This window comes from Pseudomonas cichorii, assembly GCF_019719005.1.
Lineage (GTDB): Bacteria > Pseudomonadota > Gammaproteobacteria > Pseudomonadales > Pseudomonadaceae > Aquipseudomonas > Aquipseudomonas cichorii_E.
On the sequence record NZ_JAIGPJ010000019.1, the window covers coordinates 31,220 to 53,102 of the forward strand.

The 21,883-nt window shown below is 59.5% G+C and carries 19 protein-coding genes; 10 read left to right on the plus strand and 9 right to left on the minus strand.

All coding sequences use genetic code 11. The features are described 5' to 3' along the window. Positions 1–18: 18 nt before the first annotated feature. Positions 19–1,506: a type VI secretion system contractile sheath large subunit gene (tssC, locus tag K5D32_RS15155; protein WP_025259750.1), complete on the minus strand. Its 1,488-nt coding sequence runs from the start codon at positions 1,504–1,506 to the stop codon at positions 19–21. Between the two features lie 34 nt (positions 1,507–1,540). Then, on the minus strand, positions 1,541–2,101 hold the full coding sequence (tssB, locus tag K5D32_RS15160) for a type VI secretion system contractile sheath small subunit (protein WP_025259751.1): 561 nt from the start codon (positions 2,099–2,101) through the stop codon (positions 1,541–1,543). A gap of 192 nt (positions 2,102–2,293) precedes the next feature. On the opposite strand from tssB, the gene K5D32_RS15165 reads away from it, so the two are divergent. The 5 genes from K5D32_RS15165 to tssA are packed head-to-tail and all read left to right on the plus strand — an operon-like array spanning position 2,294 to position 9,821. Beyond that, positions 2,294–2,764, plus strand: a complete 471-nt coding sequence (locus K5D32_RS15165) for a type VI secretion protein (RefSeq protein WP_198725905.1) — start codon at positions 2,294–2,296, stop codon at positions 2,762–2,764. 51 nt (positions 2,765–2,815) lie between these two features. After that, on the plus strand, positions 2,816–4,150 hold the full coding sequence (tssK, locus tag K5D32_RS15170; RefSeq protein ID WP_221600826.1) for a type VI secretion system baseplate subunit TssK: 1,335 nt from the start codon (positions 2,816–2,818) through the stop codon (positions 4,148–4,150). A gap of 18 nt (positions 4,151–4,168) precedes the next feature. After that, positions 4,169–4,939 (plus strand): DotU family type IV/VI secretion system protein, encoded by a 771-nt coding sequence (locus tag K5D32_RS15175; RefSeq protein WP_221577800.1) that lies wholly within the window; start codon positions 4,169–4,171, stop codon positions 4,937–4,939. Further along, complete coding sequence (locus K5D32_RS15180; protein WP_221600828.1) at positions 4,936–8,751, plus strand: type VI secretion protein IcmF/TssM N-terminal domain-containing protein; 3,816 nt, start codon at positions 4,936–4,938, stop codon at positions 8,749–8,751. The genes K5D32_RS15175 and K5D32_RS15180 overlap by 4 nt, the downstream gene beginning before the upstream one ends. Then, entirely contained in the window at positions 8,748–9,821 is a 1,074-nt protein-coding gene (tssA, locus tag K5D32_RS15185; protein WP_221600831.1) for a type VI secretion system protein TssA, read from the plus strand. The genes K5D32_RS15180 and tssA overlap by 4 nt, the downstream gene beginning before the upstream one ends. Before the next feature lie 168 nt (positions 9,822–9,989). Here the strand turns inward: tssA and K5D32_RS15190 are convergent, their stop codons facing one another. Beyond that, the gene (locus tag K5D32_RS15190; protein WP_221600833.1) at positions 9,990–10,907 is read right to left on the minus strand and encodes a LysR substrate-binding domain-containing protein; all 918 of its coding nucleotides are present in this window, start codon (positions 10,905–10,907) and stop codon (positions 9,990–9,992) included. 186 nt (positions 10,908–11,093) lie between these two features. Between K5D32_RS15190 and K5D32_RS15195 the strand changes: the two genes are divergently transcribed. The 4 genes from K5D32_RS15195 (at position 11,094) to K5D32_RS15210 (ending at position 15,136) form a co-directional block, all read left to right on the plus strand. Continuing rightward, on the plus strand, positions 11,094–11,843 hold the full coding sequence (locus tag K5D32_RS15195; protein ID WP_221577796.1) for an SDR family NAD(P)-dependent oxidoreductase: 750 nt from the start codon (positions 11,094–11,096) through the stop codon (positions 11,841–11,843). A 94-nt stretch (positions 11,844–11,937) separates the two neighbouring features. Continuing rightward, the gene (locus K5D32_RS15200) at positions 11,938–13,242 is read left to right on the plus strand and encodes an MFS transporter (RefSeq protein ID WP_221592830.1); all 1,305 of its coding nucleotides are present in this window, start codon (positions 11,938–11,940) and stop codon (positions 13,240–13,242) included. A gap of 17 nt (positions 13,243–13,259) precedes the next feature. After that, positions 13,260–14,120, plus strand: a complete 861-nt coding sequence (locus K5D32_RS15205) for a transketolase (RefSeq protein WP_221600835.1) — start codon at positions 13,260–13,262, stop codon at positions 14,118–14,120. Further along, positions 14,117–15,136, plus strand: coding sequence for a transketolase family protein (locus K5D32_RS15210; RefSeq protein ID WP_221577793.1), 1,020 nt, complete (start codon positions 14,117–14,119; stop codon positions 15,134–15,136). Before K5D32_RS15205 ends, K5D32_RS15210 begins: the two co-directional genes overlap by 4 nt. 55 nt (positions 15,137–15,191) lie before the next feature. Here the strand turns inward: K5D32_RS15210 and K5D32_RS15215 are convergent, their stop codons facing one another. The 3 genes from K5D32_RS15215 to K5D32_RS15225 form a co-directional block, all read right to left on the minus strand. Further along, positions 15,192–15,527 (minus strand): hypothetical protein, encoded by a 336-nt coding sequence (locus tag K5D32_RS15215; protein WP_221600837.1) that lies wholly within the window; start codon positions 15,525–15,527, stop codon positions 15,192–15,194. Between the two features lie 340 nt (positions 15,528–15,867). Then, positions 15,868–17,169, minus strand: a complete 1,302-nt coding sequence (locus K5D32_RS15220) for a cation:dicarboxylate symporter family transporter (protein WP_221577791.1) — start codon at positions 17,167–17,169, stop codon at positions 15,868–15,870. A 69-nt stretch (positions 17,170–17,238) separates the two neighbouring features. Beyond that, positions 17,239–18,594, minus strand: coding sequence for an adenylosuccinate lyase family protein (locus K5D32_RS15225; RefSeq protein WP_221600839.1), 1,356 nt, complete (start codon positions 18,592–18,594; stop codon positions 17,239–17,241). A 116-nt stretch (positions 18,595–18,710) separates the two neighbouring features. Between K5D32_RS15225 and K5D32_RS15230 the strand changes: the two genes are divergently transcribed. Further along, positions 18,711–19,454: a GntR family transcriptional regulator gene (locus K5D32_RS15230; protein WP_221577848.1), complete on the plus strand. Its 744-nt coding sequence runs from the start codon at positions 18,711–18,713 to the stop codon at positions 19,452–19,454. On the opposite strand, the gene K5D32_RS15235 is transcribed toward K5D32_RS15230, so the two are convergent. Genes K5D32_RS15235 through K5D32_RS15245 form a run of 3 tightly spaced genes read right to left on the minus strand, consistent with a single transcriptional unit; the run spans position 19,451 to position 21,865 of the window. Next, positions 19,451–20,296 (minus strand): sugar phosphate isomerase/epimerase, encoded by an 846-nt coding sequence (locus tag K5D32_RS15235; protein ID WP_221600841.1) that lies wholly within the window; start codon positions 20,294–20,296, stop codon positions 19,451–19,453. The two genes, K5D32_RS15230 and K5D32_RS15235, sit on opposite strands and share 4 nt — an antisense overlap. 1 nt (position 20,297) lies before the next feature. Continuing rightward, on the minus strand, positions 20,298–21,530 hold the full coding sequence (locus K5D32_RS15240; protein ID WP_221592837.1) for an NAD(P)/FAD-dependent oxidoreductase: 1,233 nt from the start codon (positions 21,528–21,530) through the stop codon (positions 20,298–20,300). 14 nt (positions 21,531–21,544) lie between these two features. Then, positions 21,545–21,865 (minus strand): MocE family 2Fe-2S type ferredoxin, encoded by a 321-nt coding sequence (locus K5D32_RS15245; protein ID WP_221577787.1) that lies wholly within the window; start codon positions 21,863–21,865, stop codon positions 21,545–21,547. Positions 21,866–21,883 lie beyond the last annotated feature (18 nt).

Genomic DNA, 21,883 nt, shown 5'->3' on the forward strand with positions numbered 1-21,883 from the left:
GGCCCGCAGGGCTCAGGGTCAGGCTGCTACCGGAGGTGGCAGGCTGGCGACCAGACGGATCGAGGCAGTCAGTTCTTCCAGCTGGAAGTGCGGACGCAGGAACACCGTGGCGCGATAGGCGCCAGGCTTGCCGGGAACCTCGGTGATGTCCACGCGGGCTTCACGCAGCGGGTACTGGGCCTTGATTTCCTGGGGCGCGTTGTCGTTGATCAGTACGTAATCCGCGATCCAGTTGTTCAGGTAGGTCTGAACGTTATCGCGGGTCATGAAGCTGCCGACCTTGTCGCGCATGATCACTTTCAGATAGTGAGCGAAACGTGAGGCGGCGAGCACGTACGGCAGCATCGCGGAAATCCGGGCGTTGGCGTTGGCTTCGTTGGTGTTGTAGAGCTTGGGCTTGTTGGTGGTCTGCCCGCCGAAGAACACAGCGACATCGCTGTTCTTCTTGTGGCAGAGGGAGATAAAGCCCAGGTCGTTGAGTTCTTTTTCGCGACGGTCGGTGATCGCCACTTCGGTCGGGCACTTGAGCGAGATGTCGCCCGAGGACGTGCGGAAGGTATGCGCTGGCAAGCCTTCGACCGCGCCACCGCCTTCAGCACCGCGAATCGCCGCGCACCAGCCGTATTTGGCGTAGGCCTCGGTGATGCGCTGAGACAGAGCCCAGGCCGCATTGCCCCACAGGTATTTGCTGTGGTCGGTGCCGGTGACGTCTTCCACGAAGTTCATGCCTTCCACCGGGCTGGTGTCCGGGCCGTAAGGCAGGCGCAGCAGGAAGTTCGGCAGTACCAGGGAGACATAGCGCGAATCTTCGCTTTCGCGGAAGGAGCGCCACTTGATCAGTTCCTGGCTCTCGAACACTTTGGCCAGGTCACGAGGCACGGCCAGTTCGGTGAAGCTGCTCATGTCGAACAGGCGCGGGCTGGCGGCGGCAATGAACGGCGCGTGGGCGGCGGCTGCAACGTTGGACAGCTTCTCCAGCAGGCCGATGTCCTGCGGGTGGCGGCCAAAGGTGTAATCGCCCACCAGTACGCTGAACGGATGGCCACCGAAGGTGCCGTATTCTTCTTCGTAGATTTTCTTGAACAGCGCGCTCTGGTCGAATTCGACAGCTTTTTCCAGATCCGTCTGCAGTTCTTTCTGCGAGACGTTGAGCAGGCGCAGTTTCAGGCGGGTGCTGGTTTCGGTGTTCTGCACCAGTGAGTGCAGGCCGCGCCATGATGCTTCGAGCTTTTGCAGGTCCTCGTGGTGGAGGATCTCGTTGAGCTGGTCGCTGATCAGCGAGTCGATCTGGCTGATGCGGTCGTTGATCATGGCGACGGTGTCTTTGTCGATCGCCATGCCTTCATCGAGGACCTGGGTGGCGAACTCGGCAAGCATGTCGCGAGCGTAGCCTTGCTGGCTGTCGTCATGGGCCATGCGGCCTTCGGCGATGATCTTGTCCAGCAGGGACAATGTCTGGGTTGAGCCTTCGCTGCCTTGATTCTCAGCGCTGGTTGATGTGGCCATGGTTAATCCTCAGCGAATGGGTGGGCGATGACAATCAGGCTTGCGGCTCGGCAGGCGACTCTTCGGCTGTGCCGGTACCTGCTTGTGGCGCTCCCGTTTCGCTTTCAGGGCGGGCCGATTTGATCTGTTGCAGACCTTCGGTATTGGCGACGACTTCCTGAAGCAGCTTGTCCAGATCGTCATTGCCGTCGAGCTTGGTCAGCAGGTCACGAAGACGCTGACGGGCTTCGAGCAGGCGACGCAGAGGCGTGACTTGCTTGACCAGGTTGATGGGATCGAAATCGTCGATATGGCCGAAGCGCAGTTCGACGTTGAGCTTGCTGTCGTCGCCGCTGAGGGTGTTGTCGACCTGGATGGCCGCACGTGGAGCGATGGAGGCGAGCACTTCGTTGAAGTTGTCGCGATCGATTTCAACGAAACGTCGATCGATCAGTTTTGCAGGAGGAGCATCAGGTTTGCCTGACAGATCGGCCAGGATGCCGACTACAAGCGGCAGTTCCTTTTTCTCGATGGCATTACCGATTTCTACGTCGTAGGTGATCTGAACACGAGGCGGGCGAACCCTGTCTAGCTTGTGCTGAGTACTCTCGGCCATGGTGGCTGAACTCCGATGCATAAGGCGGGCGCAATGCAACGGTTTCCCAATGCTCGCATTCCCTTGCTTGACCGCAGAACAGATCCGCACGGGTCTATTTCTGCAATCGTCTAAATTCGTCATGGTGGCGAATTGGCCTTGATGCTATAACAGGAACGCCCAAAAGCAATACAAAATTTTTCTTGGACAATCATGACCGTAAAACAGTTCAAATACCGACAATGGATTGCCGTATTGCTGGCTGTTTTCACGCTCACGGGCTGTTCGTTTTTGGATCCAAAGGTAAGCGTCGACTCACTCGTCCTGGACGTAGCCCTGCGCGCCAACGATGACTCGCCTGTCGCTGTCGATTTCATCTCCGTCAATGACCCCGACCTGCTCAATAAACTGTCCGGCCTGACCGCCAGCCAGTGGTTCAGCGAGCGTGAACAATACCGCCGCGATTACCGCCAGCTCATGGCTGTCTGGGGCATGGAGCTGGTGCCGGGGCAACTGATCGAATCGGGTACTTTCCCGCTGGACGGCAAGCCCTCCATGGGGCTGCTGGTTTTTGCCAATTACAATACGCCCGGCGCGCACCGTCTGCGGCTCGATGGTCAGCGAAGGATATGGCTGAAATTCGATAGCCGGGAAATGACGCTGTTCGACGAAAATGTTCACTGAGTATTGCGTCGCACTGACCATGCGCCACACACAGGATGTCAAGGAAACCTTATGAGCGTGCTACCTGATGCAGTCTGCTGGCACGAAGGCATGCAATTGCTGCCCCAGCATTTTCAGTTGCAAGGCTTGCGGGCCGAAGTGCTGGCCGCCCATCTGGCCCAGGCATCAAATCCTTGGTACTGGGGTGTTTCGAATCTTGATCTGGATCCTTCGGCCCTGTTTGCCGGGCAGGTTCGCATTCTGGCGCTGGACGCCACCTTGCCTGATGGCATGCCCCTGAGCATTCGTGCCGGATCGGGGTCGATGGTGGAACTTGATATCAACGAGGCCGCTGCAGCATCCCCGACGTCCACCGTGATGGTTTATCTGGCGGTCAGCCCCTTGTGGCGCGCCGGTCAGTTGTTGCCGCTCAAGGGCCGCTTGCAATCGGTGCTCGGCGATTCGTTGCCGGATCTGGCCAGTGGCGAGAACCCGGAAACCATCACTGTCTGGCGACCCAATCCACGGTTGGTCACCGAGGCCAACAGGGCCGACTCCATCTGCCTGCCTCTGCTGCATGTGCGTAAAGAAGGTGGCGGTTTCGTTCAATTGCCCTATGTCGCGCCGACACCGTTGATCCTGCCTGAGTCCTTGCTGGGGCGTCGCGTGGCCGAGCTGTGCGCCCGGACCCGGGAGAAATGCATGTTTCTCGCCGGCCGTTTGCGTCAGGCCCAGCAGGCGGGTAACCAGGACGATGCCGAAGAAATCCGTCTGCAATCGGCTGCGCTCTGGGCCAGATTGCCCGAAGTGGAAGGTGCCTTGAACAGTCGCGTTGCTACCGCTCAAGGTTTGCATGGGCTGTTGCTCGGCATGACCGGTAGCTGGTCGGCACTGGACCCGGTTTCGGGTGTGCCAGCTTATGCGCCGCTGGATTTTCTCGATCTGTATCGCGGCTACGATCAGGTGCTGACCTGGCTGGAGCACACTCTGGAGCAGGTGCGAGTCGGCTTTCGCAGTGTGCCTTTCGAGCAGGCCGAGCATGTCTTTTCCATTACGCTGCCCGAGCAGAAGCCTCGCCAAAGACTGGTGGTCGGCTTGCGCATGCCGGCCGGTGCGGCCACGCAGGCGGCAACCGACTGGCTGGGCAGGGCAATCATCGCTTCCGGGCCGCACATTCCGGTGCTGGCACGCCAGCGCATGAGCGGTTTGTCCCATCAGGCGATGAGTCGTCAGGAACAGGTTGCCTACAGCACGGGCGATGACACGCGGCTGTTTGTCATCCAGGCCAGTGGCGAGTGGTTCGACCCGACTCAGCCGTTGCACATCGTTTCATCCATTTCAGGAGGCGCGGTCAGCCCCTGGCAAGTCGTTCTGTTCATCGACAAAACCACCAACGAATCCGCCTGAGTACGGTAGGGAAGTCGTATGCCTGAAGGGAATGCCGTTTCGCGGGTGCGCGTCATGCAGGATGCACCGTTGAGTAGCGCTTTTCGCGAGGCGTGGCAGCAGTGGCTGACCGCCTGGAACGAACTGGACAAGAGTGGCGAAGATACCCCGAAGCTGGTGGAGGCCGTAGCCGAACTCTCGACCCGGATCACGCGTCGTCTGTGGCGCAATGCATTCTCCAATGTGGGGGATTCCGCGACTCAGCAGATGAAAGCCATGGTTTATGCCTTTGTCGCGCTGGTGGACGAAACCCTGCTGTACGCCGACTGGTCAGGGCAGAGCGCCTGGCAGGAAAAGCCCCTTGAATCGCGTCTGTATTCAAGCCGTCAGGCCGGTCAGCGGCTACCGCTGGAAATCAAGCGCTTGCTCGATGAGCAGGTTTCCACCAATCGCGATCTGGGCAACGTTTACCTGCTGTGCCTGATCCTCGGTTTTCACGGCCACTTGCGTGGGGAGCGCGGTCAGGCCCTGCACGAAAAATGGCGTCATGCGCTGTTTACCTTCACTCGCCAGCGCGAGCCGGACTACGCGAATGTCAGCCAGTTGCTGGCCGAACCTTCCAGTGTTGCGCCGCGTCAGTTGCCGCTGCGTAAATCCTTGCCTGACGGCTTGCGTCTGGGACTGGTGATTCTGGCGTTCACGCTGTTGTTTATCGGTATCGGTCAATTGTTCTGGCATGACATCGGCCAGCGTCTGGAGCCGGTCCTGCATCTGGCGACGCCCTTTGCCGTTGTGGAGAGCCTGTCATGACGCTGGCAATGCTGGGCTGGGTGATCGGCATCGTTATCGTCCTGCTGATTGTGCTGTTGTGCATCTGGTGGTTGCGTACCCGTGGCGGTGCGGCGATTCGCAGTTTCCATTTTGCCGTGCGCCAGATGGAGAAGGATCAGGGCGTGCGCGATCACTACCAGACTTCCTGGCTGTTGATGGTGGGCGATGAGGCTCAGGGCTCCCAGTTGTGCTCGGCCTGGAATCTTTCGCCAACGGACAAGCCCGCATGGTTTGGCCGTTGGTGGTCCGATCCCGAAGGCGCGGTGCTGGTGGTGCCGCAGTCGCTGTTCATGCCCGAAGAAGGCATGAAGCTTCAGGGTAACGGCTGGGCTAGCCTGCTGGGCCTGTTGCTGCGCATCCGTGGTCAGCGCCCTCTGGACGGAGTGGTCTGGAACATCTCGGCTGCCGATCTTCTGGATGGTGAGCGCGCGGCCTCACTCGGGCTGGCGGCGCGTCGGCGCTTTATCGATCTGCTGCAACGCCTTGGGCTCAGTGTGCCGGTGTACGTGGTGATCAACGGCATGGACGAGATTCCCGGCTTTCAGGATCTGGTCATGGCCTTGCCTCAGGATACTCGCCAGCAGATCCTGGGCTGGAGTTCGCCTTATGACCCGGAAATGGTCTGGCAATCACAGTGGAGCGATACTGCGCTCGATTCCGTGGTGCAGGCACTTTCGGAAGCCATTGTTCAGGTGGGGGCGTTGTCGGGCCACTTGAGTGGTGAGCTGAGTTTCCTGCCCGAGCGTCTGAAGGATTTGCGCCGTTCCCTGCAAATGCTGCTGGAGCCGGTCTTTCAGGGCAATGCCCAAGGCGAGGCGGTACGTTTTCGGGGGCTGTATTTCACCGCCGATCAGGCATCGGCTCCGGGTCATGAAACGCTGTCGGCAACCGATGCGCCGCTCATGCAGAGCGTCTTCGCCTCAATGCTCTGGCAGCATCGCATCAATGCCGAGCGCGGCCTTGCGCAACCTGTGCCGCGCCTTTTGCATCTGCGTCGGCGCTGGCAGCGGGTCACGGCCATTGGTGCCTTGGTCTTTGGCGTGGTCTGGGGCATTTCCATGCTCTGGGTCTGGCGCTATTCCATAGATGAAGCCGATGAGTTGTCCCGCCTGCTGCAAGAGGCTCAGCGCAATTACGTACAGGTCAGCGATGACGCTCACCGCCAGGAACTGACCCGCAGCAATGTGCAGGCGTTCTGGAATGTGCTGCAGAATGCGCCGCGCTGGCATTTCGCTTCTCCGGTTTACCCAAGCTCCTGGTTTTCTTCGCTGGATACCCGTCTGGACGGAGTATTGCGGCACATGTCCATGAGCCACATGCGCCAGCCCTTGCATGACTTGCTGCTGGCTCAGACCAAAGAATTGCTGGCGATCACCGACAGTGACCGGCGCTCCGCTCAAGAGGGCGACGACCCAGCGCTGTGGCAGAGTTACGTCAAGGCCAGGGATCTGGTGGAGCGGGCAACCCGTCTGGAGCAGATGAGCAATCTGTACAGCCTGTCGCTGGGCAACCAGAAAACGCCGCTGGATGAGTTGGTGCCTTTGAGCAATAACGCCTTGAGCCTGAACCTCAATGCGGGCACCTTGCATCGCGAGTCGTTCTATAACCGGCTGATGGTGGAAAAGGGCGCTTCATCTCTGCAACCGCTGGACCTACTGGCTCATCGCAAGGAAGTGACCACCAACTTCACCAAGCTCATGGAGAAGTGGCTGGTTCAATATTACCGGGCGGACAACTTCATCACCGCCGCCGGTTATCTCAAGCTGCATCTGGAGCGTCTGGAGTCGAGTACCGAGAACGATCTTGAAGAACTGGAACGCATCAAGGACCTGATCGACGATTTGCAGGCAGTCATCGACCTGACCAATGCCACCTGGAGCCGTGGCAAAGGCCAGGAACTGGTGCCCGGTTATCTGGCGATGATGGACAGTGTCAGGCAAAGCAAGTTGCTGGGGCCGCAGGTTGCCCAGGAGCTTGAAAGCCAGGCGGCCCAGTTGCAGCACAGTTTCAAAGGGCAATGGATTGCTCAGGGCGCCGCAAGCAATAGCCTGCTGACCCAGAGTGGCAGTGGGCAACTGACCTTGCAGGAGCGGGTTTCGCAACTGCATGCGGCCATCAACTCGTTGCTGCGCCGCGACTTCGTGGCCAGCGCGTTGCGTCAGGACGGCCGCGGTGAAAACGGGCCGGCGCAGCATATCGATAACGACGGCCTGAGCATCGCCCTGAATCACTACAACAGCTACAAGCTGTATGCCCGTGAAGAACTGCCGAATATTCCGGCCATGTATCGCCCGGCCATGTTGAGCACTGCCGAAGAGGCCGCCGCAGATTCCATGTGGTCGAGCCTGAGTACCCATGCGTCTTCGTCGGGATCTGAAGAGGACGTCCGGCTTTTCGATATCCGTACCGATCAGGCACTGGCGCTGCACAAGGCCTTTATCGAGCTCAAGCATCCCCAGCTCGCCATCAGCCTTCAGAACTACCTGAACCGGGTCGCACTGGCTGATATCTCGACGGCGACCGACATGGTGCTGGAACAACCGCTGTTCCGGGATCGTGCTGACATCAGTGAATGGGATGGCGGCAAGAACTTTGGTCTGCAATTGTTGCGCGCCACGGATGCTCAGGATCTCAAACGCGGCCTGGACCAGCAGTTCGCGGTGATCTCCAAGATCACCGAGCAACATGCACCGGCGGTGGAGTGGCTGAAGACTCAATTGCAGAACCTGCCGCTGGTCAGCGTCGAGGAAGTGACCCGGTTCGCTTCCCTGAGCGAGGAGATGAACAAGTACAAGGCACAGAACCCGTCCAGCTCTCCGGCCCTGATCACTCAGTTGCTCAGTCGCGACTTCAACGACATGGACGAGAACACCTGCCTGACCATTCTGCAGTCGGCCAATGTGCCGGTCAGCACCGGGCAGTTGACCCAGCGCTGGCTGAACCTGCAACAGGCGGCTCTGCGCCGTTGCCAGCTTTTGCAACAACAGCAGGGCACTGCAGCCTGGAACGCACTGGCCAGCTACTTCAATCAATATCTGTCGGGACGCTTCCCCTTCGCTCATGACCTGAGCGCGGCGGATGCCGACCCGGCGCGGGTTCAGCATTTCCTGACCCTGATCGACGAGCGTTTGCCACAGGCTCAGGACGGGCTCAAGAATGCCCAGTCCCGGGACCGGGCGGCGGCTGCCGAGTTTCTTGAACGCCTGAAGCTGGCCCGACCCTGGCTTGGCGCGTTGCTGATGCGTGACAAGGCCGGGCTGGTGGGCGCGGACATGGAAATCCAGTGGCGCACGGATCGTGACAGTGAGCGCGGTGCCGATCAGGTCATCAACTGGAAACTGGTATCGGGAAACCGTGAAATCAGTTATCCGGGCCAGGCACAGCAGGTCCTGCACTGGAATGTCGGTCAGCCGCTCAGCCTGATCCTGCGCTGGGCCCGGGATGGTACTCAGCGCCCGGTCAACGATCCGTTGCAGTCCGACTTGCGTGTCAACGGGCTGGAAGCCGAGTGGCAATACCTTGGGCCGTGGTCATTGCTGCGCCTGATGAGCGCCCATGTGTCGGTGCAACGTCAGCCCAACGTCGATTACACGGAATTCCCACTGTCACTTGAAGTGCCTGTCCATGCGCCGGCCAATGAAGAAAACCAGACCCTGATGTTCGTGCGCCTGTCGCTGATGAGCCAGGGCGGCAAAGCCCCTTTGTCGATCCAACCCTTGCCGGTGCAGGCACCTCGCTCGCCATTCGGCTCGTCCCCTCGTTCTGTAGTTGATGCTGGAGTGTATCGATGAGTCAGCTTTCATCACGGGTCAGCGAACTGCTGGAACCCTTGTTCGGACAATCGCCCTGCGGCGTGAACCTGCGCCACGAGCCCATCTACGACCGCTTGCGCCAGTTGCGCCGTGAAGACGATGCCAGCTTGCCGATGGGTGTCTGGCAGGCGGACATCAAGCGTGCCGACTGGGGGCAGGTTGAAGCGATTGCGACCGCGGTCATGCTCAGGGAAAGCAAGGACCTGATGATTGCCGGCTGGCTGGGCGAGGCCTGGCTGCACAAGGACGCCCGCTCTGGAATCGTTGATGCCTTGAGCCTGCTGATCGGCCTGTGCGAGCGCTACCCAGAGGAGCTGCATCCACAACCGGCTGATGGCGACCTGTCATGGCGCGCGACGCCCCTTGAGTGGATCGTGCGTCGCTATACCGAACTGCTGCGCACGCAATTCCACTTGTTCGAGAGCCGGGAAGGCGAGTTTGCCGGTTATGTCCTGAGTGACTGGCAGAAACTGCAACGCAACCGAGTGCAGATCAACGACAGCAAGGCGTCCAAAATAGCCGCCGAAAACGCTGCCAGCGACCAGGCCCGGCTCAATGAACGGGTGCGCGCCACGCCGGTTGCCTGGTGGTTGAGCAGCCATGAAATCACCCAGAGGGCGTTGCAGAAACTGGAGGCGCTGGATAGCTGGAGTACAGGGTATTTTGCCGAGGATGGTCCGTCTTACGCACCACTGAAGTTGGCGCTTGAGTCCCTGTCGGTACTGTTCAAGGAATTCATCGCCATGCATCCCCCACAACCCTTGCCGCCGGAAACCGAAGAGGCCTCTGCCGACATGACCCTCGATACCCCGCCTGAGTCGAACGCCGCAGCACGGGCCTTCAGCGAGCCCCGCAATCGTGAAGAGGCCTATCGGCAATTGTTGCTGATAGCCGATTACCTGGCCAGAAACGAACCCCACAGCCCGGTGCCTTACCTGATCCGCAAAGGCGTGGAGTGGGGCAACAAACCCCTCAAGGAACTGCTTTCGGAGTTGATTACTTCCGATGCCGAGGCAAGAAGGGTCTGGGCGTTGCTAGGGGTTCTTTAGAGCCATCGAAGTAGGAGCGAATTCATTCGCGAGAGGCCGGTACATCCCAAGAAAATTTATCGCCTGGAATACCGTCTCGCGAATGAATTCGCTCCTACGAAGTTTCATTTAGTTCATGGCGTTGGTTCATGTTTGATGAGCGCGGATCAGGCCGCGATTCAAAGATCCTCAATACGAAAAATCCCCACCCAACTCACTCTGCATCCACTCCAGAAACCGCTTCACCCTGGGAAAACCGGCATGGGCCTTTGGGAATACCAGGTGGTGGGCGGTGATGGGTGCGCTCAACTCTTCGGGTGATACAACCACCAGATCGCCTCTGGCCAGATACTTCTGGGCCAGCAGGGTGCTTTCCAGAGCAAAGCCAAGACCCTGACTGGCCGCTTCGAGGGCCATGTACGAGCGGTCGAAACTCAGCGGGTAGGGTTTTTCCGGGCGGGAAAGGCCGTGCCGGGCAAACCATTGTGGCCATTTGATAAGCGTTGCTTCGGACAGGATCAGTGGACTGCCGAGCAGGTCTGCTGCGCTGTGGATGGGACTCCTGTGCAGCAGGGCAGGCGAAGCCATGACCGCGATCTGTTCGTTGCGCACCGTGCGCACTTCCAGCGTTGGCCAGTCGGGTAGCCCATGGCGAATGTCCACATCGATCTTGTCGCGGCTGAAATGCAGGGATTCGTAGGAACACGACAGATTCAGCTGAATATCGGGGTTACTCTGGCGAAATCTTTCCAGGCGCGGCATCAACCACAGAAAGCCGAAGCTGGGTGCGGAATGCAGTCGCAGACAGTCCAGACTGATATCGCTGGCGGCCCGTTCGGTGGCCACGGCGAAGCTGTGCAGTATCCCTGAAATCTCCGACAGGTACTGTTCACCCACCGGCGTCAGGCTCACGCCTCTTGCCGTGCGCAGAAACAACTGGCGACCGATCATGGATTCCAGCTTGGCCAGTTGATGGCTGACTGCCGAAGGCGTCAGGTTGAGTTGTTCGGCGGCGCGCGCCACATTGCCGAAGCGGGCAGTCTGTTCAAAGGCTTGAATGGCCTTGAGCGGTGGCAGATTGAGTGAAGGGTCGCCTGGGGTATGCATGCGGGTATCCGGCCTTGGTCAGCTTTTCTTTGCGTCCAAATATCACCGATTCATTGGCCGAGTGCTGATTTTTTTTCAGCACTTGCTGAAAGTCGCGTTATTGCTCAGCTTCGGGGCGGGGCACAAGCTGGGTCATCGATTCGACCTGGGTCGATCCAATAAAAACAAATCAGGAAAACCCTGCCCATGATTCTTCAAGACAAGATCGCAATCATCACCGGCGCCGCCTCTGCACGGGGCATCGGCCGAGCCACTGCCGCCACGTTTGCCCAGCAGGGCGCTCGCGTGGTCATTCTGGACCTGGACGAGTCTGCCGCCCGTGACGCCGCCGCTTCGCTGGGGGAAGGCCATCTGGGCCTTGCTGCCAACGTGGCGGACGAAGCTCATGTCTCTCAGGCGGTGGCCCGCATTCTGGAACACTTTGGCCGCATCGACGTGCTGGTCAATAACGCCGGTATCACCCAGCCACTCAAGACCCTGGACATCGGTCGCAGCGATTACGACAAGGTGCTGGATGTCAGCCTGCGCGGCACACTGCTCATGTCCCAGGCGGTGATCCCGGCCATGCGCAAACAGGCCAGCGGTAGCATCGTGTGCATGTCTTCGGTTTCCGCCCAGCGCGGTGGTGGTATCTTCGGCGGCCCTCACTACAGCGCGGCCAAGGCCGGTGTGCTGGGGCTGGCCAAGGCCATGGCGCGGGAACTGGGGCCGGACAATGTGCGCGTCAACTCCATCGCGCCGGGCCTGATCCATACGGACATCACCGGCGGCCTGATGCAGGATGAGCGTCGCCACGCCATTATCGAAGGCATTCCACTCGGGCGTCTGGGCGTTGCTCAGGACGTGGCCAATGCGGCGTTGTTCCTGGCCAGCGATCTGTCTTCGTACCTGACCGGCATTACTCTGGATGTGAATGGCGGCATGCTGATTCACTAAACCGGGCGGGCCAATCCTGCCCGTACTGTTCTGTATCGATGATACCGCCGGGTCACGAGCCTGGCGGTCAATAAAAACAAGAGATCAGACCATCATGACAACGACCACCTTGTCTGCGGACGCGGTCACCACCGTGCGCTCCAACGCTTATCGCAAGACCGCCTGGCGACTGATGCCATTCCTGATGCTGTGCTACCTGTGCGCCTATCTGGATCGGGTCAACGTCGGCTTTGCCAAATTGCAGATGATGAACGACCTGGCCCTCAGCGAGGCAGTCTACGGCCTGGGTGCCGGCATGTTCTTCATCGGTTACTTCCTGTGTGAGGTGCCCAGCAACATCATTCTGCATCGGGTCGGTGCCCGGATCTGGATTGCCCGGATCATGATTACCTGGGGCATCATCTCGGCGTTGTTTGCCTTCGTCGAAACCGCCTGGCAGTTCTATGTGTTGCGCTTCCTGCTGGGGGTTGCCGAAGCCGGTCTGGCTCCTGGTCTGTTGCTGTACCTGACCTACTGGTTTCCGTCCTATCGTCGTGCGCGCATGACGGTGCTGTGGTTCGTCGCCATTCCGCTGTCAGGAATGATCGGCGGGCCGCTGTCCGGCTGGATCATGAACAGCTTTGCCGGTTACCACGGCTGGGCGGGCTGGCAATGGATGTTCGTCATCGAAGCCATTCCCACTGTGGTGGTCGGCTTGATGGTGCTGGGCTATCTCAAGGATGGCGTGCATCAGGCCACCTGGCTCAATGACGATGAAAAAGCGCTGGTCTTGCGTGAGCTTGAAGAAGACAACAGCCAGAAAGTCGTCCATGAATCCACAGGTGCCTTTATTCGCGACCGGCGTCTGTGGTTGCTGGCGGGCATCTACTTCTGCGTGGTCATGGGCCAGTACGCCATCACCTTCTGGTTGCCGACGCTGGTGCGTAATGCCGGTGTGTCTGATCCTTTGCACATCGGCCTGCTGAGCAGCGTGCCTTATATCTGCGCCATCTTCGCGATGCTGCTGATGGGGCGCAGCGGTGACAAGCACCGCGAGCGGCGCTGGCACCTGGTGATCCCGATGATTGCGGGGGCGATAGGCTTGAGTCTGGCGGCCGTAATGGGCGGCAACCTGCTGTTGTCGATCATGAGCCTGTGCCTGGCCGCTGCCGGAATTCTGTCCGCGTCGTCGCTGTTCTGGATGCTGCCCACCACCTTGCTGGGTGGCGTATCGGCGGCGGCAGGCATCGCAGCGGTCAACAGCTTTGCCAACCTTGCCGGCTTCTGTTCCCCCTATCTGATCGGCTGGATCACGACCACTACAGGCTCCAGTGCCATTGGCATGTACCTGATTACAGGCGTGCTGGTCTTTGGTGCCTTTCTGGTGCTGCGTGTCCCGGCTGCACTGGTCAACCGCTAAGTTGAGGAGTTTCCCGAATGACTGCTATTGATACATCGACCGGCGCCCTGACCCTGGCGCAACGTGCTCACAATATTCGCCGTAATGCTTTGCTCATGGGCCAGGTTCAAGGCCAGGGCTATGTCGGCCAGGCGCTGGGTGCTGCCGATCTGCTGGCGGTGTCCTACTTCCATTCCATGAACCATCGGCCCGAAGACCCGGAATGGGAGGGCAGGGACCGTTTCTACCTGTCCATCGGGCACTATGCGATTGCCTTGTATGCCGCACTGATCGAGGCCGGAATCATTCCCGCCGATGAGCTGGAAACCTACGGCTCGGATGACAGCCGCCTGCCCATGTCGGGGATGGCTGCCTATACGCCGGGCATGGAAATCACCGGTGGCTCGCTGGGTCACGGGCTGGGCATCGCCGTGGGAGCCTGCCTGGGCCTCAAGCGCAAGAAGTCGTCTTCCTTCGTCTACAACCTGCTGTCTGACGGCGAGTTGAATGAAGGCTCAACCTGGGAAGCGGTGATGTCCGCCTCCCACTGGAAGCTCGATAACCTGATCGCCATTGTCGATGTGAACAACCAGCAGGCCGACGGCCATTCAAGCGAAATCCTGGCTTTTGAGCCTATCGTCGACCGCTGGCAGGCCTTTGGCTGGTTTACCCAGCGAGTGGATGGGAATGATCTGGAGGCGTTGGTCAAGGCCTTCGATGCGGCGCGCAATCACAGCGGCGCACAGCCGCGAGTCATCATCTGCGATACCCGTATGGGCAAGGGCGTTCCCTTTCTGGAAACCCGTGAAAAGACCCACTTCATTCGGGTGGATGAACACGAGTGGGATGTTGCACTGGACAATCTGGACGCTGGGCTGGAAACCGGGAGAACCGTATGAGCACTTTGAAAAACAACACACCCGGCAGCGAAGCGCCGAAGAAACGCCTCACCACCTCGGCCATGATCGCCTCGATTGCCTCCGAAGGGCAGGCGACCCGCTCGGCTCCCTTTGGTCATGCCCTGGCGGCTTTGGCCGATCAGCGTCAGGACATCGTCGGGTTGTCTGCCGACCTGTCGAAATACACCGACCTGCATATCTTCGCCAAGGCGCATCCCGAGCGTTTCTATCAGATGGGCATGGCCGAACAACTGCTGATGAGCGCCGCAGCGGGCATGGCCCGGGAAGGCTTCGTGCCGTTCGCGACCACCTATGCGGTGTTCGCCTCGCGTCGTGCCTATGACTTCATCTGCATGGCGATTGCCGAAGAGAACCTGAACGTCAAGATTGTCTGCGGCTTGCCTGGCCTGACCACCGGCTACGGCCCAAGCCATCAGGCCACCGATGATCTGGCGATCTTTCGCGCCATGCCGAACCTGATGATCGTCGACCCTTGCGATGCGCTGGAAATCGAACAGGCCGTGCCCGCCATCGCCGCGCACCAAGGCCCGGTCTATATGCGTCTGCTGCGGGGCAACGTGCCTCTGGTGCTGGACGAATATGGTTACACCTTCGAGCTGGGCAAGGCGAAAACCCTCAGGACCGGTAACGATGTGCTGATCATCTCCACAGGCCTGATGACCATGCGCGCCCTCGAAGCAGCCAAACAGCTTCAGGCCGATGGTGTGGACGTGGCGGTATTGCATGTCCCGACCATCAAACCCCTGGACGAGCAGACCATCCTGGCCGAAGCACGCAAACCGGGACGACTGGTGGTGACGGCTGAAAACCACTCGATCATTGGTGGCCTGGGCGAAGCGGTGGCGGGTGTACTGCTGCGCAACGGCGTAACCCCGACCTTCCGGCAGATTGCCCTGCCGGATGCCTTCCTGGATGCCGGAGCCTTGCCAACGCTTCATGACCGCTACGGGATTTCAACCAACGCGGTTAGCCAGCAGATAAAGGCCTGGCTCTGAGTGCAAAAGAAAGGGGCGCCTGTTGAAGGCGCCCCTTTTTGTTTTCGGTGTCTTGTCAGCTACAGGCTTCGGCATGAATATCTTCAGCCGTGGAGTCACGAATGATCGGGCCCATGCCGCTGACCGGACGCGATTGTTCCAGGATCTCCAGCGTTGCTCCGGTACCTACCAGATTCACCGTGCGGTTCTGGCAGTTATAGACGCGCTTTGAATAGATCACGCCCAGAAAGCCTTCGCGTTTGGTGATGACCACACGCTGTCCGGCGTTTCCGCTCTTTTCTACTAGAGCGTAGTTTCCGGTCGGGTCGCTGGGAACGACAATGGTTTTCTCGGCGGCATGGGCCGAGAAAACAGGGATCAAGAGTGCCAGCAAACAAGTCTGAATTTTCATCGGTGCTCCTGCGGATGAATTGCGCTGCCTTGGATCCAAAATTTACTCTTGTGTTACCGTTATGGATAGCACATGGCTATGCCTTTCGTCGCTTTGAGGGGGCATAGAGACTGCCATTCGTCGTCTGGGTGCCAGACCTTGAAGCTTGGAAAATTATCGGGTTCAGTGGGTACAGGTTTCATGACTTGTGCTCGTTGAGCCCGACGAGATTTTTCAAATCTGTTTCGAGGTGTTCGGAGCGGCTGAACGAAGATGATCGTCATCAGGGCAACTGGCGCAGGTGTGCAGGGATAAAGAAAGCCCCGGATTGCTCCGGGGCCTTGATGCCCCACTACTGAATTTACAACGCAGCCTGCGGACTACGCCCCAACACACGGGTGTATTCGGCCTGTGCTGTCGCTTCGGTAAACTCGCCCGACCATTTGGAAACCACCACTGTTGCGACGCTATTGCCAATGGTGTTGCAGGTGGCGATGGCCATGGACATGAAGCGGTAAACCCCGAACAGCAGCGCCAGGCCTTCGGCGGGCAGTACACCGATGGCGGTCACGGTTGCCGCGAATACCACGAAGCTGCCCCCCGACACGGCGGCGGCACCTTTGGAGGTCACCAGCATCAGGGCGATGATGCCCAGTTGTTGCTCCCAGCTCAGCGGTACGCCGTAGGCATTGGCGATGAACAGCACGCATAGCGACATGTAGATGGACGTGCCGTCCAGGTTGAAGGCATAGCCGGTTGGCAGTACCAGGCCCACACTCTGTTTGGAACAGCCGAACTTCTCCAGCTTTTGTAGCAGGCGTGGCAGGGCACTTTCCGACGAAGCCGTTCCCAGGACGATGAAGATTTCATCCTTGATGTATTTCAGGAACCGCCACAGGCTGAACCCGGAAATACGGCACACCACGCCCAGCACAACGAAGATGAAGAACGCAATGCAGACGTAAAACATCAGCACCAGGTTGGCCAGGGACATCAATACCGCCGTGCCGTTGCTGCCGACGGCGTAGGCCACCGAGCCGAATGCACCCAGCGGCGCGAACTTCATGATCAGGTTGATGAACTCGAAGAAGCACTCGGAGATGCGATTCAGGCCATCCTCGATGACTTCCCGGCGCTCGGGCTTGAGCGCCAGCAGCGCAAAGCCGAAGAACACCGAAATCACCAGCACTTGCAGCAGTTGGCCACCGGAGAAAGCACCGACGAAGTTGTCCGGGAAGATCCCGTAGATGAAGTCCAGCGTCGAAGTTGGCGCGTGACCCTTGGCGATTGCCGCGCTGGCTGCCGCTGCGGTATTGCTGCTCGGGTGGGCGTCATGCATGCCTGAGCCGATCTGCAGCAGGTTGCCCCACAGCAAACCCAGCGCCAGAGCGATGGTGGACACTATTTCAAAATAGATCAGGGCGCGCAGGCCCACCTTGCCGACCCGTTTGATATCACCGGCCGAGGCGATGCCATGAACCACGGTGAAAAACACCAGTGGCGCAACGGCGGTCTTGATCAGCTTGAGGAAGATATCGCCGAGGATCTTGAACTTGGCCGCCAGTTCCGGAGCCATGAAGCCGAAGGCGATACCCAATACCATTGCAGCGACAACCTGAAAGGTCAGGTCCTTGTAGAACGGTTTTTTAGCGGTCGTGGACATGGTTGCACTCTCATTGTTTTTATTGGCAAGCAAAGGCAATGGCCCGGCTTTCACCGGGCCTTCGGCAGGTCAGCGTTTGACGGAGCCCTCTCGGGACAGGGCGATATCGACCATCTGCGGAGCCAGGCCCAGGTAGTTGGCCGGGTCGGTCAGGCGCTTGAGTTCTTCGATGTCCAGTTGTGCGGTGGCTTCGCCTTGGGCGAGAAGGGCGTCGAGCAGGCTGATGCCTTGATCGTTGGCCATGCGGCAGGCGGTATACACCACGTCATGGGCGACCTGACGGCCCAATGCCGGAGCCAGACCCATCATCACGGCTTCAGCCACGATCAGGCCCTGGGTCATGTCCAGGTTCTTGCGCATGCGTTCGGGGCGCACTTCAAGCCCGGCAAGCATGAAAGTCGCCTGGCCCAGCGAGGCGGCGCTCAGGGCGAAGGCTTCGGGAATGGCGATCCACTCGGCCTGCCACGGGCCGGTGGAGCGCTCGAAGTCCTGAATCATGGCGTCGAGCATCAGGCCCGCCTGTTGACGCACGCCCTTGGCGGCGGCGTACATCAGCTCGCAGGAAATCGGGTTGCGCTTCTGCGGCATGGTGCTGCTGGCACCGCGTCCCTTGACGAAGGGTTCGTACACTTCGCCCAGCTCGCTGGTCATCATCATCATGATGTCCAGCGCGATCTTGCCCAGCGAACCGGTCACCAGGCCCAGGAAGTTCAGGGTTTCAGCCAAGCCATCGCGAGCCACATGCCAGGTCGCCTGCGGGACACCAAGCCCCAGCTCGGCCATCAAGGCTTCCTGCACTTCCAGACCCTTGTCGCCCAATGAAGCCAGAGTGCCTGCCGCACCGGCGAACTGGCCGATTTCCACCCGTGGGCGCAACTCCACCAGACGCTCGGCGTGGCGATCGAACATGCTCAGCCAGACCGCGCATTTGTAGCCGAAGGTGATCGGCAGGGCATGTTGCAAGTGCGTCCGGCCAGCCATCGGCGTGTCGCGATAACGCAGGGCCAGACCGGCCAGCAGGTTGCGCACGCTCTGAATGTCACGCTCGACGATGGCCAGGGCTGCACGTACTTGCAACACCACGGCGGTGTCCATGATGTCCTGGGTGGTCGCACCCCAATGCACGTAGCGTCCGGCTTCGCCGCAGGTTCTGGACAGTTGTTCGACCAGAGGCAGGATCGGGTAACCGACGATTTCGGTTTCATGCTGCATGAGAGCCAGATCCAGCGACGAGTAAGTGGCCAGTTCGGCGATCTGCTCGGCTGCTTCTGCGGGGATCACGCCACAGCGAGCTTCTGCACGAGCGAGGGCAACCTCGACTTCGATATAGCGTTCGATCAGGGCTTTGTCGGAGAACACGGCGCGCATCTCGGCGGTGCCGAACATATCGCGAAAGAGGGCGGAGTCGAAGACGGTGCTGGACATGAAGAAGTACCTGATATGTTGTTATTGGTCGGACATATTATAAATGTACGTACATAATTCTTGCCTGCTCGCTGATACACTGTCAACTCGCAGAAAGATCGGGACTGATGAAAGGTATGAACCAGACGCGCTATGCGGTTGTTGCCAAGGACTTGCTGGAAGGCATTGCCAGCGGCCGCTACCCCGTGGGTAGCCTGTTACCCACCGAGTTCGAGTTATGTGAGCTTTATGAAGTGAGCCGTCATACCGTGCGCGCGGCCATTACCCAATTGCAGAGCCAGGGCCTGGTATCACGACGCAAGAGGGTAGGGACGCGGGTCGAGGCCAGTTCACCGAGAGGTGGCTATTCGCACTCACTGGCATCGGTGTCGGATCTGGTGCATCTGGCTGAGACACAGGTGCGCAGCATCCAGAATGTTCGTCATTTCGTGGCCGATATCGCCGAGGCTCGGCGTCTGGGGCTTGAACCGGGTGAGCATTACTTTTGCGTGTCGAGCATTCGGGTCGACCAGCAGAACATCAATGCGCCTCTTTGCTGGACGGATGTCTACGCACAGGACGACTACTCGGCCGTGATCGAACTGGCCAAGCAGCATCCTGATGAGTTGATTGCAGCCTTGATCGAACAGCATTTTGGCCGCCATATCGACGTGGTGGACCAGCAGGTGCGAGCGGTGCTCCTGACGCCTGAGATCGCCAGGAGCCTTAATGCCGAGACGGGCTCACCCGGCCTGAAGATCATTCGCCAGTATCGCGACGATTCAGGTGCCTTGATGGTGGTGTCCGAAACCATTCATCCGGATGACCGTTTTACTCTGGTAGTACAGATGAAGCGGGAAAGAAATACGGGTGCCGGTTAACCGTTGTACCCCGGCTGGAATTCCCGCCAGACCTCGCCGATCAGTTGTTTGAGCAACAGCGCTTCGGCCCAGCGGTCGGTGATATCGCGTCCGTCCGGGCCGGTGATGGCATAGGGTGGCGGACCGAGTTCGCAGGTAAATGACAGGCTGCCGGTTTCGCCGAACGGGCGGCTCAGCCAGTCCTCGATGCCGTAGCGCCAGAGCTTGAGAAAGTAGTCCAGCCAGGGTCGATGCTGGGCAAAGGTGATGGGTATTTGCACCTGTTCACTGTTGGCGACCCGACCATGAAATCCCCAACTGTGGCGCAGAATGGTCTGCAAGTGTTCCTCGTCTTCCTTGTCCGGTGGCAGGGGCAGTTCTCGGCCCGCAACGTAATGGGACAGGTCGGCCAGAAGTTTGAGATCCGGCATCTCGGCCAGAATGTCGAGGGTGAACAGCAAGTCGCTGGTGATACGGTAGCGGTGGGTTTCCACCAGTATCGGAAAGTCTGCCTGTTCGGCCAGTCGCTGCCAGCCTTCGAGCAGGTCGATGGCCTGGCGCAGCGTACGGGGGCGCACATCCGCTTGCAGGGTGAGGTGGTGACAGCCGTAAGGTGAAATCACATCGATGGCTCTGGCCAGATCGTCCACGGTGCGGGGAAACAACTGGCCTTCGATCTGCAAGCCCTGAGCGTTGGCAGCAGAGGTTAGCCGTTTCACATGTCCGGGGACCCAGAAGTGATCGGTGATGCCATCAAACCCTGCTGCCGCGATTTTCTCCAGTTGCGCCTCAAGAGAGAGGTCGCACTGCCCCTGATGATCGAGCATTGCCCAGAGTGACTGAAATATCAGGAATTCACGCATGTCAGCTCCTCAGCAGTTGCTTGAGTGGCCTATCGGGATTGGCCAGTTGCCCCGCATCCAGGCGGATCTGACTGCCGATCAGCCGTTCGCAAAGTTTGATGTCCTTGGCAACGCTGTTACCCGGTCCCCAGCCGCAGGCACCGATCAGGCGTTGCTGCGGGTCGAGGTAAAACAGCACGAAGCCCTCCGCTGAGGTGGCACGTGTGGCATCAGGCTCGCTATTTGAAACCTGCCCTATGGTTTGCAGCCCCCAGTCGTATTGATCGCTCCAGAAACCGGGCAGATCGTTGAATGGTTGCTCGGCACCCAGCATATTCAGTGCCGCATGCCGCCCTTGGGCTTCGGCATTGCGCCAGGTTTCCTGACGCTGAAAGTCACCCTCTGGGTGCAGGCGAAACTCGCAGATATCCCCGGCAGCAAATACATCCGGGGCGCTGGTACGCAATTGTTCATCGACACGAATGCCTTGGCCGACTTCAAGACCTGCCGCTCTGGCCAGCTCGATATTGGGTTGCATGCCAATACCTGCTACCACCAGGTCACAGGCAAATTGCTCGCCGCTGACCAGTTGCACGACTTCGACTCGGGGCGTGTCTTGCAAGGTTTCAATGGCTGCATTCAGACGCACGTTCACGCCATTGCGCACATGCAGTTCCAGCAATGCGGCGGATACAGGCTCCGGCAGGGCTCGACCCGCCAGACGCGGCCCGGCCTCCAGCAAGGTCACCTGGCAATCCAGGGCTCGGGCAGTGGCCGCGACCTCCAGGCCGATGAAGCCGCCACCGATCACCACCAGACGAGTTCCCGGCTTGAGCGACGTTCGCAAGGCAATGGCTTCGTCATGGCTGCGAAGATAAAGCAGGTTGGCGGGCCGATGTGCAGCAACGGGCAACTGCCGTGCCCGGCCACCGGTGGCAATCAGCAGACGGGCATAATCCAGCCAGTTTCCGTCTGCCAGTTGCAGGCGATGGCGCGACGGGTCCAGTGCTGTCACCGGGTTGCCCGACAGATGCTCGATGTTCAGCTCGGCCAGCCTGGCCTCATCGCAGAGGCTGCATGCGGCAAGGTCCATTGTGCCCTTGAGCAACTCCTTGGACAGTGGCGGACGCTCGTAGGGCAGGTGTCTTTCATCGCCGATCAGCACCAGACGACCGCTGTAACCCTCGGCCCGCAGAGTCAGGGCCGCACGGCCACCTGCATGACCGGCGCCTATTATCACCCATGGAGCAGACATGACGGACGCTCCTTTCACTGGCCGAGGCCGAGCAGGACACGTCCCGCTTCGACCCGGACCCGGTAGGTCTTGAGATTGACGCAGACCGGAGCACCCAATGCCTGGCCGGAGCGGTAGTCGAAGCGTCCGTTGTGTTTGGGGCATTCGATCACATGATCCATCACCAGTCCGTCGGCCAGGTGAATGGCTTCATGGGAGCACAGCCCGTCGGTAGCAAAGAACTCACTGTCGGCAGAGCGGTAAACCGCATAGGTGCGCTGGGCATGGTCAAAACGAATGACGTCTTCTTCGTCTATGTCGTCCACAGCACATACATCGATCCATTGGTCGGTCATGGCAATCTCTCTTGTTGT